This window comes from Myxococcales bacterium, assembly GCA_016703425.1.
Classification (GTDB): Bacteria; Myxococcota_A; Polyangia; order Polyangiales; family Polyangiaceae; genus JADJCA01.
The window spans coordinates 305,418-321,400 of the sequence record JADJCA010000011.1 but is presented as its reverse complement, the minus strand read 5'-3'; the positions used below and the strand labels follow the sequence as shown (position 1 = coordinate 321,400).

Here is a 15,983-nt window from a genome sequence, read left to right as displayed (position 1 = left end):
CGCTTGGCTTACTTAGCTTCGTCTTCGCGCACACGTTCTGCCCTTGCCCGCATTCTCGTGTCGGTGCTCGCGCTGGGCGCCGCCGTCGGTTGCGCCATGCCCACGACCGGCGATCAAGGTGGCGCCGTTCAATCAAACGACCGCACCAGCGGCGGCGTCACCGGTGAGTCCCTTCAAACGGGCGTGATGATCGTTGCACCGACGGGGCGCTACTCGCTCCTCCAACGAAACGACGTCTCCGTCCTCCTCGATGTCGTCGCCCAGAAGACCCGCGAGCTCTCCTTTCAAGCCGAGCGATTCGTCTTCGCGCACGAAGGTGACGTCGGCTACGCGTGGGACAAGAAGGGCGAGCTCGTCGCGCTCGACCTGGCCACGGGAAACGAGAAGTGGCGCGTGGCACCGTCGTCGACGGACGCGCGCACGCTCTCCATCAGCCAAGACGACGGCACGGTGCTCGTGGGAGCGCCGGACCGCGCGGCCCTCGTCGACACGCAAACGGGCAAGCTCCGCGGGGAGGTCGTCCTCGCGTCCGTCTCCACGAGCGTGACGTTCCTTCCCGGCGGCAAGAGCGCCGTCTTCGTTGGCTCGACGACGTGGTCGAATCACCTGCCCGAGACGGTTCTCACGAGCGTAGGCCTCGCAAACCTGTCGGTCTCGAAGGTCTCCGTCCCCAACTGCGCGGCGCCGCTTGTGGTGGTGCCCGATGGTTCGCGCGGCTTTCTGTCGCCGACGTATTGCATCGAGGACCGGCCGCCCAACACGACGCAAACGTGGACGAACCCAGACCCCGTGAGCGTCGTCGACTTCGACGCGAAGGGCGCCACGTTTCTGAAGAACCTTCCTGGGTTTGGTCCCGTGGCGCTGGATCCGTCGGGCCAGCGCGCCGTGGCCTACCTCGACACGGCTCGCATGGACGCGGCGATGTTTGACGACAAGTCGCTGGTGCCCGCCGCCGGCGCCGATCCGTTCCACTTGATGGTCATCGACACGCGGACCCTCAAGTTCACGCTCACGCCCATCGGTCACGCCTTGCCGCGCTTCGCCATGGCCCGCGATGGCAAGTCGTTGCTCGTCGATGCGTCGGTCAAGGTCGAGCGCCTCACCGCCAAGGCGAAGCTAACGCTCGACGAAAAGGGGGTGCGCCTCGAGGCGAGCGCCGCCTTCGGCAGCGACGCACCCTTCGGGACGTTCGATCTCGAGACCCGCAGCTACGCGGCCTTCGCCGGGCCCGTCGCGTCCCTCGATCGCTTCGTGCAGACGAGCGCCGGTCAGGTCTTCACGCTCAAGGCCACCGCCGATGGCCTCGGTGGCGATCTCTACCGACTCGACCTCGGCGCGAAGACGACGACGCGCATCGGCACGAGCCTTCGCGACATCGGCATCCTTCCCGATGGCAAGACCCTGCTCCTCCGCATTCGTCTGCCGGCCGTGCGTCGCGCCGATGGGTTCCATCGCAGCGAAGAGGTCTGCTTCTCCAAGGACGGCGTCGCCTGCGAGTCGCGCGTGATCTACGAGTCGACGAGCGTCATTCCCGGGTCGACGAGCTCGTGCGCCGACTCCCACGACTGCTGAGCCGCGGAGCGTTCGCGTTTCGGCACCAACCTACAAGACGCCGGCGACCAAGCGCTCGAGCTCCGAGGCGTCGGTCAGGCCAACGCGCACCGCTCGCACGGTGCCGTCTTTGGCGAGCACCACGAGCGTGGGCAAATTGGAGACGCCGTAGGCGCGGGACACGGTGCCGTCCTCGTCCATGACCACGGGGTAGCTAATGCCGTGGCCTTTGACCCATGCCCGCGCAGCGGCCGGCGAGTCGTTGGTTCCCACGCCCACGACCACGAGGCCGCGATCCTTGAGGCGCCGCTGCACACCGTCGAGGATCGGCGATTGGGCCTTGCACGGGCCGCACCATGTGGCCCAAAAATCGAGGAGCACGACCTTGCCACGGAGGTCGGTCAACGACACGGTGGCAGCCGCGCCGCTCCCCGTGTCGAGGGCGCCCAGGGAGAACGTCGGGGCTGGCTTGCCTTGGAGGGCATGAACCGGCGGCCTGACGAGCCGCGACGCGAACGCCACACCGGCCACAAAGAGCACGACCAACACGAGGGTTCGCAGCGTGCCACCCTCTTCTTGTTCGAGCCGCGCCTCTCCGCCGGTCTTTTGCTCCTCGGTCATGCGTCCTCCCGGGCGCTCTTCTTCGCCCGCGCCGCTTCCCTTAGCGCCTTGATCTCGGGGACGTCCAGCTGACTCGTCGAAACGCCGGCGCGGAGAGCCAGCTCGCGCGCCTCGCGCGCCGCCGCGAGCGCCAACGACGTGGGCGGCGGCAGGTGAACGGCGAAGCGCGCGCCGCCGAGGGGACTCTTCGCCGCGCTGATGGAGCCGCCGTGCTCAACGACGACCTTCTTCACGATGGCCAAGCCGAGGCCTGTGCCATCAGACTTGGTGGTGAAGTAGGGCTCAAAGACCCGAGCCTGCAGCTCGTCGGGGATGCCGGGCCCGTCGTCGTCGATGTAAAGGACCGCGCCCTGGCCTTCGGCCTCCGCTGAGACGCGCACCGTCCCGCCTTCGCCGCGCGCGCCGCGAATGGCTTGCACGGCGTTGCGCACCAAGTTGACGACGACGCGGCGGAGCATCTGCCGGTCGACGGCCACCGGCAGCTCGCCCGTTGGGACACGCCAATCGATGGTGACGTTGGTCCGTCGCGCGTCTTCGCCGATGGACTCGCCTTCATCCTCCAGGTGACCGAGCTGCGACGAGCACTCGAGCACGAACTCGCGCAAGCTGCCGTCGCGGAGCTCCGAGTGCGGCAGGCGTGCGAAGTTGGAGAAGTTCGAGACGAGGCGCCTTAGCGTCGCGACTTCTTCTTCGACAATCTCGAGGGTCGTGTCGAGGAGGGAGCGGTACTTGCCATCTTCCCCCGCATACTTTCGGTGGCACTCCTGCACCGCGAGTTGAATCGGCGTGAGCGGGTTCTTGATCTCATGGGCGAGCCGCTGGGCCATCTCCTGCCAAGCGCCCAAGCGCTGCAAGAATTCGAGCCGCGCGCGAGTCTGCGAGATCTCGTCCAGCATGCGGTTGAAGCCGAAGGCCAGCTCCGTCAGCTCGTCGGTTCCCGTAACGGGCACGCGGGCCGTGAGATCGCCCTGCGCGACGAGGTTCATGGCCGCGCCGAGCCGATTGATGCGCTTGGTGACACCGCGCGCGAGCAAGATGCCAAGCCCTACGGTGGCGACGGACGTGATGCCCAGGAGCGCCGCGAAGGCCGTCACGTAGCCGGTGTACAGATCGGTGCGGGACCCTTCGAGCTGGTGATACTTGGCCACGACGGCGCTCGACGCCTCCAGGCCGTCGAGCTTGTTGCGGTCCGCAGCGAAGGTCACGACGAGCGAGGCGGCGGCGTCGTCGCGGGTCAGCGGCCTGGTCACGTCGAGGCTCCGCTCGCGGCCTTCGTCGACGGGCCGACCGCGGTCCCTTTGACCGAGCAGCTCGCCGCTCTCCGTCAGGACCTTGAGGGCAACGATGTCTGGGTACTTGGCGAACAGCGGCGCGAGCGCGCGCTCCAGGTCTGCCGGGCTCTTCTTCTTCGCGGCCTCTCGCAAGGCGTCGTCTTCCGCGAGCAGCTCGGCGCGGTGCCGCATGTCCTCCTTGATGACGCGGACGTAATCCTTGTAGAGGCCCACGCCGCGGTCGAGCTCGGTGCCAACCTCCGGGTTGAACCACACCGACGCGGCCTGCGAAAACATCGAGCGCGCAAAGAGCACGGCCACGAGCAGCGGCGCCATGGCCACGCTCATGATCACGATGGCGAGCCGCGTCTCGGTCTTGCCGGGGAACTGCACCGGCGGAGTGTAGACGCAAACGGTCTCGCGGGTGTGCGTGCTGGGCGGTGCGTTGGGGGAGGCACCGCTCGAGCGCGCCTCTCGGACGGCTCAGGGCCCCCACCACAACATTTCGCTCACGGCGTCCTGCGCCCCGTCGCGCGTCATCACCACGATGCGCTCGCCGCGCACGTCGACGACGGGCTCGGGGAAGTCGTCGCCCGCGACGAAGGCGCCCTTGGTGAAGCCGGCGCCGTCGAGCCAGAAGAGGTGAACCCCGCCGCGGCCCGCGGCGGCGAGGAGCGCCAACCGTCCTCCACCGAGGATGTGAGCGTCGACCCAGCGAAGCCCCATGTCGTCGAAGCGCTCGGGGCTCGGAAAGTCGCGCCCGAGATCGCGGATCTCGGGAAGGTGCGCCCTCATGTACTTGTAGAGCGCGTCGTAGCGAACCTTGGTGAGGCGCGGCAGGCGCCGCTCCGTCGGCAGGAACACCGGCATCGCGCTGACGTCGAGCGTGGGGGTCTCGACGTGGGTGCGGTAGCGGTCTCCGAGCGACGCCACGCGGCCTTCGAGCGCGTCGTCGGAGAGGGCCTTGAGCCAAAAGTGGAAGGGCGCGAGCTCGGCGACGCCGGCGGCGGAACGAAGCTCCAGGAGGCTCTCCCAGAGGGGGCGACGGACGAGCCACTTGGCGTTCCCGGCCGCGCCTCGCGCACTCTCCGACGTAGGCCGCGCCGTGGACGACGAAGTTGAAGAGCGTGCCGCGCGCCGTGCCATGGGCGTCTTCGGCGCGCCAGCGGTCGCGCGCTCGTGCCGACAGGAGCGGCGTCAGGCGGTGCACGCTCGCGTCGGTGAAGTCGAGGTCGACGGCGCCGCCGAGCGCTTCCGGCGCCATGGCCGCGAAGATTTGCGCTGCCTCTCGGAGGTGCTCTTCGATGTTCGGGTTTTGCCCTGGGTTCGCGTCCACGCGTCGCGCGGTCTTGAGATCCCGGGCGGCGTCTTCCGGGTAGAGCGGAAGAAACGCCTCCTCGAAGAGCTTCTCGGCGGTGACGGCGGCAGGGGCACTCATGGGACCTTCAGGTTTGCGCGCAGCGTCGGCGCGTGACGCGTCAGCTTTACCCGAAGGCCCCGCGCCCCGTCGAGCGCGCCCCTCAGTGAGTGCCGGCCACGAGCTTCGCGACGATCGTCCCGTTCGCGGTGAAGGAGCCCGCCGCCGCCGCGTCGACAGCCCCCGGACCGCCACCGGCGCTACCGAACACCACATCCTTGAGCGTCACGCCGAGAAAGTCGGCGGTCGCGCACACGACCGTGATCTTTCCGCTCTGCGGGATGAAGACGTCGCCGCTCGGCGGTGCGCCGGCGCCCGATTCGAAGTAGCTGCCCCACGCCGTGTCAGCGCCACCGGGCGCGCCTTGCGTTGCGATGTCGAAGGCTTTTCCTACCGCCAAGGTCGTCGCGTAGAACTCGACGTCGAAGGTGCGCTCGACCGACGAAACGGTTTCTTTCAGCTCCAGAAAGAGCTGGCTCGGCGTCTTGATGCCGGCCGGCGGCGTCGTGAACGCGCCTTTCTGAATGTTCGCCGAGACGGACGAAAACACGAGCGATTGGTTCGCGGTGGTGCAGTCGAGGGCGGTCACTGCGGCGTCGCTGGTCGACGCGTCGCTTTGCTGTGAAGTCGTGGCTCCGTCGGCGTTCGTCGTCGTGGACGCGTCGCTGGATGCTGCCGGCGAACTCGACGTCGCGTCGCTGCTGCACGCGGCCACGGCGGTCAGGACTCCAAACGTTGCGAGGGTGGCGAAAGCGCGAAGGGAATGAAGCGGGCGAGTCGTCATGCGGTACTCCTGGTCGCCCCCCCAATTCGAAGCGCCGACTATGGCGCGGGTGGTGCGTTTCCGCCATCGCATCTTTCGCTTCCCACGCGTCGCGTCGCGTCGCGTCGCGTCGTGTCGCTCAGGCTCGCTCGAGCAGCTTCATGCGTTCGAGCTCCGCCAGGAGCTCGCGCATGTCGTCGCCAACGGCTTTCGGATCGGCGTCGTAGCTGTCGGTGACGGCAACGACCGCGCTTTCGAACGTCCCCTTGAGCAGGGCGCGCAGGAAGACGGCGGCCGTCTCGCTTAGGCCGAACGTGTCCCCCGTTCGCATCGCGAAGAGGACGGCCTTGCCTTCGATCTCTGTCAACGACACACCCTTCGCGAGTTTCGCGCTCAATTCTCGTCCTCCTCACCCCACGGCAAGAGCTCGTTCACGATGGCGAAGTCTTCGAGGCCGGGGATTTCGCCGAAGAGGGTCCCGTCTGCATCGACCCACGCGTGACCGATCACCGGCGACAGACGCATCCCGATCTTGAGCGTCGCCGGGTGACCTTTCAAGTTGAGCAGGTACCAAGTCACGAGCGCTTGGTCCAAACACTCGATGGGGAGCGGCACGCGCCGAAGCGCCTGGAGAACGCGCGCGCGCACCGCCTCCTTGGTGTTGTGACGCCCCGCGAGCCCCACGCGCCGTCGCGCCGTTCCTAGCCGCCGCAAGAGCTCGGCCGTTCGTTCGGGGCCGAGCCAGCGCGTGCCCGCGAGGGAAAGTAGAAACAGGTGCGCGGTCATCGGCGCACCGGGTGGCGGAACGTTCTCACTTCGCGCCGGCCTCGCTTGGGAGCTGATAGACATCGAGCGTGCATCTGCCGGACAGCTTTCTGGTGAAGGGCGCCGAAGGCGGAGTGGCCTTTGAGCCCGGAGCGTACCCCTCCGCGCAGCGCGGCGAGGCCGCGCTTGTCTTCGAGGGGCGCATCGATCGACTTCGCGCGGACGCGCCCCCTCTCGGGGGTCAGTCGCCGAGCGCGGTCGCGTTGCTGCTCCTCGAGGCGTTCCTTCGCGAGGGCGACGTAGCCCTCGCCCGCGCCGAAGGTGACTTCATCGCCGTCATCGCGCGCCCTTGCGACGTCCTCGCTTGGAAGAGCTTCGCGGCCTCGCGGCAGCTCTTCATCGCGGAACGTCAACGGGCGGTCTCGAACCGCTTGCTGCCGCTCGCCCTCGCGGGCGCCAGCGAGCCTGACCCGATCTACCGCGACCGCTTCATCGTCGGAACGCCGTCGCTCCTTCATGCGCTCCCAGAGACGCCGCTCGCCGGCGTCCGACGCGTCTTGCCGGGTCACCTCGTGACGCTCTCGCCAAGCGGCGTCGCGGAACGGCAGCTTGTTCGCCGCGCGTGGCGCTACCACCACGATCGCCGGCAAGGCATCCGCGAGGCGGGCCTCCGCGTTCGCGAGCTGCTTGTGCGCGGCGTCGAGGAGCGACTCCTTCAAGCCACGCCCGGCGACATTTGTTGCGAGCTCTCCGGCGGGCTCGACTCGTCGTTCATCGCGTGCCTCGTCGGCGCCCGCGCGAGCCACGTCAAGGCGTACATGTTCGCCCGCCCCGATCTTCCGTCGTTCCGCGCGAGCGAGGGCTATGCGCGGAGCGTGGCGGACCGCTACGGCCTCGATCTGGCCATTCTCACGCCCTCCGACTTGCCCGTCGTCGATCTCAAAGGCGAGCACGTCTACTCGGACGAGCCGAGCGACTTCTTCTGGTTCGGTCAGATGTTCGGCCGCGCCGCTGCCGCGCGGCTTCAGCCCGCGTCGACGCTGTTCAACGGCTTCGGCGCCGATCAGCTCTTCTTGCGTTCTCCGCGCGTCGTGCCGCACCTGCTTCGGCAAGGGCTCTTGCGCGAAGGGGCCGCGGTGCTCCGCGACTTCGCGCGCTACGCGCAACGTTCCGAGGCGAGCCTCGCGCTCCAAACGGCGCTCTCGATGTTGCCGCGTTCGGGTTATCGGAAGCTCGTCCGCCCCTTCGCTGGCCGGCGCCTGAATCCGTTCTACGTGGGCGACGTGAATCCCGATTGGGAGGTGCGCTCGACGGTACCGTGGCTGCGGGGCGGGGAAATGGCCTCGGCCGAGGGCCTCGAGCGCGTCGAAAGCCTCCGCCTCGCGGCTGACGCTCGACTGATTGGCGATGGCATCGTCTGCGACGACCTCGCGTACCTCGCCGCCAGCACCGCGGTCTACGCGCCCTTCATGGCTCCGAAGCAGATCCGCGAGGAGTCGCCCTATTGCGACCTTCCGCTCATGGACTACGTCTACGGCGAGATCAGCGTTCACCTGGTTCATGACTTCCGAGGGCGATACAAAGAGCTCCTCCGGGTCGCGCAAGAGGGCATCGTCCCGGAAGAGCTTCGCAACCGCGCCCACGACACCTTCGTCTTCGATTCGTTCCGCTCCGACTTCCTCAAGAAGAATCACGCCGCCTTCGTGGACCTCATGGCCTCGTCGGACGCATTGCGCGATCAAGGGACGGCACCTTGGGTCGACGGGCCTTGGGTCGATCGGAGGGGGCTCGCCGAGTCCTTCGAGCAGCTCACCTTTGGCGTTCAAACGAGCGCCACGCGCGCCGTGCTCACGCTGCTCGGCTACCTCGTCTGGTGGCGCGACTTTCAAGTCGCCGTGAAGCGAAGTCGCGGCGCCGCGGACCGGGACGAACGTCCGCCCGGGTCCGCGCGTCGCGCTTCGGTCACTTGAAGAAGCCGGCGTACTTCTTCCCGTCGCTGCTCGGGCCAGTTGAGTTGCTCTTGATGTTGGCAACGTTGCCGAGCTGGACGATGACGGGCTTCGTGTAGTTCTTCTTCACGGCGTTCTCCTTGGGGACGGCCGAGTCAAGCCTCGGCCAATCTGACAAGCGTCTCCTCCCTTCGTCCGCTTTCGCATCGCATGACCATGCGCAAGCGCGTCGACGCATCGCGGTCGCCCATTTGGCTACTGGTGGCTACTGGTCGGCGCCAGTCCTCGCGGGCATGAGCAACCCCTCAGAACCATTGCGGGAGTGCGCCTCGCCTTTGCCGCCGCGTCAAAACTAGGCGCATACTCGCACCCGTGCTGACCGCGAACGTCCGCTTCGAGGGGTGGACCACGGAAGACTGGCGTCGCCTGCTCGCCCTCTTCAAGCCGCGCGCGCCGCTGGAGCGCGAATCGTCGCGGCCGAGGGGCGGCATCATCGCCATTCGCGACGGCGGGCGCGTTCGCAAACTCCTTCACACCGGCAAGGGGCGCATCGAGCCGCCGCCTTTCGTCGCTGGCGAGACGGCGCCGTCGCTCGAGGCCTTGTGCGAGATGCACAGCGGCAGTTGGGCGCTGGGGCTCGAGCATCACGGCCTCGAAGAGCTCATGGAGCGGTTCGGCGCGCGATGCCGCGCAAGTGACGATTTCCTTGATCAGTCGCTCAAGCTCGTCGCCGTGGTTCGCGAACTCATGGAAGCCGGGATCATCGAGCGTTGGCCCGAGCGCTTGAAGGGGGTTCCCGTTCCGTCGGCGACGATGGTCCACCGCACGCTCGACACCTTGTGCCGCGACGGCCACGTGATGTGCCTCGGCATGTTCAAAGACGAGGATCTCTACACGTCGCTCGTCTTGCGTCGGAAGGGCACGCTCTTCGATCTCGTCGCGGGCCCCGACAATCTGCGCGCCCAGGTGGGTTTGCTCTCGGGCGACTTTCGTCGCGATCAGCGCTACCTGGTACGCGCCGTTGAAGAGACCTACGGACCTCTTTCGCTCGGTTGCTTCGCCGAGTTCGACTTCTTCCGCGAGCTGGCCGTCGATCCGCGGCCCGGCGCCTGGAGCCGCGCCGTTACCGTACGCGACGTGATCCTCTCGCCGCTCCCCACAGCCATCGCCGCAGCGCTCGGCTTCGACGGCGCGCGCGTCGTCGCCGAAAACGCACGCGCGTTGATCTCTCGCTTCGACAGCTTCGGTCTCTTCGAGCCGGCCTTCGGTCTGCTGAAGGAGCGCGTGGGCGCCGCCGTAGGGAGCTACGAGGTCGAGTCACTCCTCGGCTTCAACCCGCTCGTCGTCTTGCGCGCCCTCTTGAAGCGCTGACGGTCCGGCCGCGTCAAAGGCCGCAGGCGCTCTTCGCGTTGGCGCCGCTGCGCAAGGCGCTCACGACGCAGTCGCGCTTTTGGCAGAAACCCTTCGGCAGCTCGCCGCCGAACTTCTGCGCCGCGAAGCTCTTGAGCGCGGGCAGATCGATCTTGTCGACGGAGCAAACGAGGCCCGTCTTCGCGTGCTCCGAGAAGACGTAGTATTTTCCTCGCACGCCGCCTTCCCACTTCATCGAGGGCGGCAGATCGGTGCCGTTGGGCGTCTCGGTGGCGACCCAGGAGCCGAACATCGTCACGTTCTCTGAGCCGTGCTCCAGGCTCGGGCGTACGGCGCCGGTCCACGTCGGGTAGTCGACGTCGACGAGCTTGTCGCCGATGGTGTCGTAGTCGTCGATGACCGTGACCTTCGTGGGCGTGTTGGCGGCGTAGGTCTTGTTGGCAACGTAGACCTTGCGCATCGACACGCCGATGACGTGCGTGAACTCGACGATGTGCTCGGCGGCCATGCGGTTGCATCCGCCCGAGACGGGCCCACGCTGCAAGTACCAAACGTCGTCCTCCGGCACGTCGAGCGTTTGCGCCGCGTCGTTGGCCGTGATGGGACCGTGGAACGCGATGCCGCCGTTGTAAGCCACGAAGGGGTACCCGCCCCAGGGCACCCAGTGCTCGCCTTCGTCGCGCGTGACAGCCGTGCCGTCGGGCCGGTAGGGGCGCACGCCCTGGAAGTTGTATTCGCCCGGTGGCGAGTTGCTCTTGCCGGGGCGCGCCGTAGCGATCGGGTAGACGACGTCGACGTGGAGCCGGTCGCCCTCACGCGTCGACTTGACGTGGGGAAGGTTCGCGACGTTCGTGCCGCCGGGCGCAAAGCCCGAGACGCGGACCGTGTGGCCCTTGAGCGAAACGACCACGCTGGCCTCGCTGAGGGCGGGGAGCGCGCCGTCGTAGAACCACTCGGCGTCGACGCGGCGTCTGAGGGCGTCTTCCGTTTCGCCGGGAGCCTCCTCTCGCCCAGCGCTGCAGCCGGCGACGAGGGTGGACGCGAGGACAACTACGGATAGCGCGATGCGGGGCATGAAGGGCGACCTACATGTCATGTGCCAACGGCCGCGCAAGCCGACGGTGAGAGAATTTCGACGAAATGGGTGTGAAGTCCTGGATCGCACGCGACAAGCAGAACCCAGCTTCGCGATCCGTCTCCAGTCGGAGACGGGTGCGCCGAGGGCCGCCGCCCACGCGCTGTTTAGTGGGGAGCTGGCGACGCGCTTCGTGACGCCTGCTTACTCGGCGCTGGCGTCGGTCAGCGGGGCTCGAGCGCCGCCGTCTGCGAAACACGCGTTGCTCCGTTGTTCGGCGTCGAGCGCGGCGCGGCACCAGGCAACGTTGGCTTCGTCCCGCATGCCCACGGGCAAGGGGCCGCAGGTGAGCGCCAGGAGCGTCGCCCGAGCGCCGCCGTCGGGCGACGCGACGCTCACGCATCGCGCCGCGCAAGTGCCCGGGTCCGTGCCCCGCATCACGTCGAAGGCGTCGGCTGTCCGCAAGCAGTCACGCTCTCCGACGTAGGTGCGTACCAAGAAGACGTACGACGGCTCACCGCACGCGGCGCTCATCGTCGCGGCGCCAAGGAGCGCCAAGGCGGCGGGTTGCCAAGGCATGGGTGACCGTCGGCTCGTTGGCGGCATGCTCGGATTCCATAACGCGGCCGGTGAGCGGCGTCTCGAAGGACGAAATGTTGCCGCTTTTCCCGGCGCCCGGCATGTGTGGGGGTGCCGCCGAGCGCATCCTCTGAAGGCCGCCGTAGCGCACCCCCCCCCGTGATCGCCAACGCCCAGCCCAAAAGCGACGACCATCCCAGCAGCCGAGGCGCGCCTCGCCTTGGCAAGATGGCGCGTCTCGTGGACACGCTGCTCCTCGCGATCGCGGCGCTGGTGCCAGCACTGTTGGCCCTCCATCGGCTCCCGCTCGCCGACGACGGCGCCCACGACGAGTTGCTGGTGCGCGCGTTGGGCCTCGGCGTTGTCGGGCCCATGCCGACGCTCGAGCCCTTCGTGGCCGCGCCCTTTCTCGCGCTTCCTCTCGGCACGCTCGCGTTTAGGCTCGCCATCCCTTCGGCCTTGGCAGCCGGGCTTGCCGGCCTGTTCCTCTTTCTTCTCACGAAACAGGTCCTCGTCACGCCCGCGTCCACGCGTTTGGGCACGTTCGTCGCGGTCGCCGCGTCGCTCGCGACGACGCTGTCGCCGCCGTGGCAGTTGGAAGCTACGGCGATGCTCTCGGCGACGCTCCCCACTGCCGCCATCCTGGGGCTCGCCACGTTTCTCGCCTCGGCGCCTGGGCTCTCTCCTCGTGACGGTTCATCGCTATCGCCGTGGCGCACGTTCGTTCCCTCGCGCCCCGTCGCCATCGCCGCGCTCGCGTCGCTCGCCGTGGTCGTGCTCTTCGCGCTGGCCCGCCATCGGGCGAGTGCATTCGTCTTCCCTGCCACAGATGCGCCGCCCTTCGCGCCGAACGCCCAGGCGTTGCGAGCGTTTCTTCGCGACGACGTTGGGTTGGTCACGTCGGCCCTCGGCGCCCTTGGCGTCGTCCTCGCCGTCGCCCAAAGGCGCGGCCGCCCGCTCTTCGTCGCGCTCGCCGTGACTGCCGCCGCCGCCATGGTCGCCTTGTTCCGCCCCGCTCCCGGGCCCGAACGCTACGACGCCTCGGCGCTCCTCTTCTTCGCCGGCGTCCACACCTTCGCGGCCGTCGCCATGGCCCGCGGCGTCGTCGCCGTCGCTCGCTTGCGCCTGCCGCTGGCCGCCGCCAGCGCAGCGATGGTGGCGGTGTTCTCGGCCACCTTCGCCGCCGTCGCGCTCGATGAGTCGAGCCTCGTCTTGGAGGCTCGCGCGTCGCTCGAACGCGTGGATTGGGCCGAGAGCGCGTTCGGTTCGCACAAGCCCGGCTCGCTCGTCGTGACCGAAGACCCCGTCGTCGCGCGTCGTCTCGTCGCCGCGTGGCTCGCCGGCGATGGGCCTGAGGCGAGTGCCCTCTTGCCTCTCTACGACATCGGCGGCCGGATGGCGCGCGCCGAGCTCCAGCGAGACGACGCGCTCCGGCCCCTGGTCCGCGACGTCACCCTCGTAGGGGCGTTGAGCGAGCTGGCCCTCGGGAAGCTCGCCGAGACTCGGCCCGTGGCCGCGCTCTACTCGCCGTCGTGGGACAAGGGCCTTACGCGCCACCTCACCATGCACGGCTTCTTCGACGCCTACGAGGTCGAGCCGCGCGGCGCCCTCGAGCGGCGGAAGCGTCTCGACGAGGTGGACCGCGTCGTCGTGCCGCTGGCGCGAGCACTCGCCATGGCGCGGGCGGAGACCTTGTCGCGCACCACAGCGCGGCTGCTCGGAGTGCGAGCGCTCGCGCTGGCGGCGGGCGGCGAGCGTGACAACGCGCTCCTCGCGGCGGCTCACGCGAAGGCTTTCTCGCGCGACGACGTTGCGGGGCTCGCCGCTCCGAAAGAGGCCCCGAAGGTCCATCTCGCCAAGCGTTAACCGCCGTCGAGATGCGCAAGCTCCGCTTCAGGCGGTGCACTCGTGACAACCGGTGTCGCGGCGCAGCGTGGACTCAGGTCGCTAGGGCGCAGCTACCGTTTGGGTCGACCGGCCGGTGCGCGCGGCGCGACGGCTCGCTTTCGGCGGGGGTTGCGCGGGGCGCTCGGGCGCCGCTTCGAGGGCGTGACGAGCCGCTCCGGCGGTCGCCCGATGCCCTGTGACAAGAGGGTCCAGCCGATGAGCTTGTAAAGTACACGGGCGCCGACGTTGCCGTTCCACTCGTCGTCGTCGTCGCCGGGCGAGACCTCGTTCAAGTCGAAGCCGACAATGCGCTTGCCGGCCGCGAGGACGGCGCGCAAGAGCGCGCTCACGTCGTGAAAGGCGAGGCCGCCTGGCACCGGCGTGCCGGTACCGGGGCACAGCACAGGATCGAGGCCGTCGATGTCGAAGGAGACGTAGACCTTCTGCGGCAACGCCCGGGCGATGTCGGCGAAGCGCTTGTCGAGCGCGCCGCGACGCCGTGCGTCAGCGAGCTCCGCGTCGAAGTGCGTGACGATGCGTCCCTTGCTCTGACGAATGCGCGTGAACTCCTCTTCGCAGAAGTCGCGAATGCCGACTTGAACGAGCTTGCCCACGCCGTCCAAGCGCCGCGTGACATTCTCCATGATCGACGCGTGGGACCACTCGAAGCCCTCGTACGCGCGGCGGAGGTCGGCGTGGGCGTCGATATGCAAGACGCCGAGCCCGGGATGGCGCTCCGAGAGCGCTTGGATGGCGCCGTAGGGCGTCGCGTGATCGCCACCGACGACGCCGACGATCTTTCCCTTGTCGAGCCACCGGCCCACGGTCTCGTAGACGCGCTGGTTCACGCGCTCGCCAAACTGGTTCACGCGAGCGAGTTTGCCCTCGAGGTCCGCGTCGGGGGTCGTGATGCCACCGGCTTCGAGGATCGGAAGCGCGAGCGCGCGCGCCGTTCGGTTCCACGCCGCAACGTCAGCTTCCGCGTCCAGCATCGCGAGGCCGGCTTCGTACGGCTTGCCTGTCTCGATGTCGAAGAGGTCGACCTGTTTCGAGGCCTCTAGGATCGCGTCGGGCCCGCGAGCGGTCCCAGCGCGGTAGGAGGTCGTGGCGTCCCAGGGCACCGGCACGAGGACGACGCGCGCGTCGTCGGGCGCCGTGGGGAGGCCGAAGATGCCTGAATCGGGCGGGGCGGCCGCGTTCGGATCGAAGCCCATGGGCCGGCATTTATAGTCCGCTTTTTGGGAGCCGCGTCCCGATCTCCATGCCGACGATGGATCCGGCGACCCACGGCGCGCTCGGGCCGCGATCCGCGAGCCGCATTCTGCGGCCGAAATACGGCGCCCATGTGTGGCATGGTGGTTGATTGTCGGCTTCGGCGTCGCTTGCGCAGGAGCTCCATGAACCTTCGAACGCTTCTTCTCAGCTCGGTCTCTCTCCTCGCGGCCGCTTGTGGGGGTTCGGCCGTAGACGGCCCCTCGGCCGACGGTTCGGAGGAAGAAGCGCTCTCGATGCGCATGCTCCCCGATGTCGCGGCCATTGAGTTCGAGACCGTCACGCCGGGCGCCGGCCAGATGAACGGTCGCCCCTCCAAGCACACGTTCACCATCGGCGCTGATGCCAAGGTGAAGAAGATCGTCCGAGGCCTCAAGCGGCGCACCGAGGCCGACGCGATCCCGCTTTGCCACCCCGGCAGCACGCGCACGAGCATGAAGTTCTTCAACGCCAAGGGCGAACAAGTCGCGACCGGCGGCTACACGTGCCGCATGGGCTCCGTTGAGCGCGCCGACGGCACCACCATTCCGATCATCCTGCGCAGCGACGAGGTCAGCCAAGCGCTCGACGCCCCGCTTGTCCCGAAGGACGCCCTGTGGGGCATCGACAAGATCGACATCAAGAAGCTGCAGCGCGTTGGCGACGCGCCGACGGGCATCGCTCACGTCGACAAGGCCGAGGGCATCGACAAGGTCCTCGCGGCGATGAACATCGAGCAGTCCATCGACACGGACTACAGCGGCACGCGGTGCCTCCCGACGCACGTCCTCACCTTCTTCCGGAAGGCGTCGCAAGTCGCCTACTCGGCCTATGTCTGTCACCTCGCGAGCCCGATCCCTCAGGAGCTCACGTCGCACTTCACGATGCTCAGCCTCGACGAAGGCGAAGACGCGGACCCGGTCGTCTCGGGCGGCATCAAGATCAACCCCCGCGCCATCGAAGACGTCTACGCCGACGAGCTCCGCGGCGCGCGGTAGCTAGACCAGCGGCATCTCTCAGCGCGCAGCGTCACTCTTCGAAGCCTGCGCCGTCGTAGTCAGCCGTCGGCTGCATGGCCTCGTTGGGGTCCGACTGAACGGGGCGATCGTCGATCGTCTCGTCGGGCGGCTGCCACGGTTCGGGCTGCGGCGGGACGTTGTCGACAAACCTTTGGTCGAAGGGCTCCTCCACCTGGGGTTGCGGTGCTTCGTTGGGGTCCGAGCGGACGGGCCCATCGAATTGGTTGCTTGTTGGGGCCCTGAAGGCGGCGTCGCGCTCTGCCGGCGGTGGGTCCAAGAGCTCCTCGGGCCGAAGCGGTCCTTGATCAGTGGGCGGGGCGTCTCGACCGGGCTGATACGTCGGATTGCGATCCACGTAGGGAGCGAAGAAGTCGTAGTTCTCGGGTTGTTGCGGCAAGGCGGGGAGCGGGCGCGCCGGAAGCGCGAGGCCTCCACAACGGCGTCGAGCGCTTCGATGCTCACTG

At 68.2% G+C, this 15,983-nt stretch carries 15 protein-coding genes and 1 pseudogene; 5 read left to right on the top strand and 11 right to left on the bottom strand.

Features of this window, described 5'->3' with window-relative positions; all coding sequences use genetic code 11:
- Positions 1–3: 3 nt before the first annotated feature.
- Positions 4–1,572, top strand: coding sequence for a PQQ-binding-like beta-propeller repeat protein (locus IPG50_22155; GenBank protein ID MBK6694887.1), 1,569 nt, complete (start codon positions 4–6; stop codon positions 1,570–1,572).
- A 30-nt stretch (positions 1,573–1,602) separates the two neighbouring features.
- Here IPG50_22155 and IPG50_22150 read toward each other — a convergent pair whose 3' ends face one another.
- From IPG50_22150 to IPG50_22125, 6 genes and pseudogenes are all read right to left on the bottom strand, one after another.
- Complete coding sequence (locus tag IPG50_22150; GenBank protein MBK6694886.1) at positions 1,603–2,172, bottom strand: TlpA family protein disulfide reductase; 570 nt, start codon at positions 2,170–2,172, stop codon at positions 1,603–1,605.
- Positions 2,169–3,836: a HAMP domain-containing protein gene (locus tag IPG50_22145; protein MBK6694885.1), complete on the bottom strand. Its 1,668-nt coding sequence runs from the start codon at positions 3,834–3,836 to the stop codon at positions 2,169–2,171. The genes IPG50_22150 and IPG50_22145 overlap by 4 nt, the downstream gene beginning before the upstream one ends.
- A 90-nt stretch (positions 3,837–3,926) precedes the next feature.
- Positions 3,927–4,881 (bottom strand): annotated as a pseudogene (locus IPG50_22140) (hypothetical protein).
- An 82-nt stretch (positions 4,882–4,963) separates the two neighbouring features.
- A complete protein-coding gene (locus tag IPG50_22135; GenBank protein MBK6694884.1) occupies positions 4,964–5,644 on the bottom strand; it encodes a hypothetical protein in 681 nt (226 codons plus the stop codon).
- Between the two features lie 118 nt (positions 5,645–5,762).
- Positions 5,763–6,020 (bottom strand): PqqD family protein, encoded by a 258-nt coding sequence (locus IPG50_22130; GenBank protein ID MBK6694883.1) that lies wholly within the window; start codon positions 6,018–6,020, stop codon positions 5,763–5,765.
- Entirely contained in the window at positions 6,017–6,409 is a 393-nt protein-coding gene (locus IPG50_22125) for a lasso peptide biosynthesis B2 protein (GenBank protein ID MBK6694882.1), read from the bottom strand. Before IPG50_22125 ends, IPG50_22130 begins: the two co-directional genes overlap by 4 nt.
- A gap of 68 nt (positions 6,410–6,477) precedes the next feature.
- On the opposite strand from IPG50_22125, the gene IPG50_22120 reads away from it, so the two are divergent.
- A complete protein-coding gene (locus IPG50_22120) occupies positions 6,478–8,358 on the top strand; it encodes an asparagine synthase (GenBank protein ID MBK6694881.1) in 1,881 nt (626 codons plus the stop codon).
- Here IPG50_22120 and IPG50_22115 read toward each other — a convergent pair.
- Entirely contained in the window at positions 8,351–8,515 is a 165-nt protein-coding gene (locus tag IPG50_22115) for a hypothetical protein (GenBank protein MBK6694880.1), read from the bottom strand. The genes IPG50_22120 and IPG50_22115 overlap by 8 nt on opposite strands.
- A gap of 194 nt (positions 8,516–8,709) precedes the next feature.
- On the opposite strand from IPG50_22115, the gene IPG50_22110 reads away from it, so the two are divergent.
- Positions 8,710–9,708 carry a hypothetical protein gene (locus tag IPG50_22110; GenBank protein MBK6694879.1) on the top strand — a complete coding sequence of 333 codons (999 nt, stop codon included), beginning with the start codon at positions 8,710–8,712 and terminating at the stop codon, positions 9,706–9,708.
- Positions 9,709–9,721: 13 nt separating this feature from the next.
- On the opposite strand, the gene IPG50_22105 is transcribed toward IPG50_22110, so the two are convergent.
- Complete coding sequence (locus IPG50_22105; GenBank protein MBK6694878.1) at positions 9,722–10,783, bottom strand: L,D-transpeptidase; 1,062 nt, start codon at positions 10,781–10,783, stop codon at positions 9,722–9,724.
- A 204-nt stretch (positions 10,784–10,987) separates the two neighbouring features.
- Positions 10,988–11,362 carry a hypothetical protein gene (locus IPG50_22100; GenBank protein ID MBK6694877.1) on the bottom strand — a complete coding sequence of 125 codons (375 nt, stop codon included), beginning with the start codon at positions 11,360–11,362 and terminating at the stop codon, positions 10,988–10,990.
- Between the two features lie 228 nt (positions 11,363–11,590).
- Between IPG50_22100 and IPG50_22095 the strand changes: the two genes are divergently transcribed.
- Entirely contained in the window at positions 11,591–13,228 is a 1,638-nt protein-coding gene (locus tag IPG50_22095; GenBank protein MBK6694876.1) for a hypothetical protein, read from the top strand.
- Between the two features lie 92 nt (positions 13,229–13,320).
- Here IPG50_22095 and IPG50_22090 read toward each other — a convergent pair whose 3' ends face one another.
- Complete coding sequence (locus IPG50_22090; GenBank protein ID MBK6694875.1) at positions 13,321–14,463, bottom strand: agmatinase family protein; 1,143 nt, start codon at positions 14,461–14,463, stop codon at positions 13,321–13,323.
- Between the two features lie 183 nt (positions 14,464–14,646).
- Here IPG50_22090 and IPG50_22085 point away from each other — a divergent pair, with 183 nt between their 5' ends.
- Positions 14,647–15,498 (top strand): hypothetical protein, encoded by an 852-nt coding sequence (locus IPG50_22085; protein ID MBK6694874.1) that lies wholly within the window; start codon positions 14,647–14,649, stop codon positions 15,496–15,498.
- A gap of 31 nt (positions 15,499–15,529) precedes the next feature.
- On the opposite strand, the gene IPG50_22080 is transcribed toward IPG50_22085, so the two are convergent.
- Positions 15,530–15,916 (bottom strand): hypothetical protein, encoded by a 387-nt coding sequence (locus tag IPG50_22080; GenBank protein MBK6694873.1) that lies wholly within the window; start codon positions 15,914–15,916, stop codon positions 15,530–15,532.
- Positions 15,917–15,983: the final 67 nt, after the last annotated feature.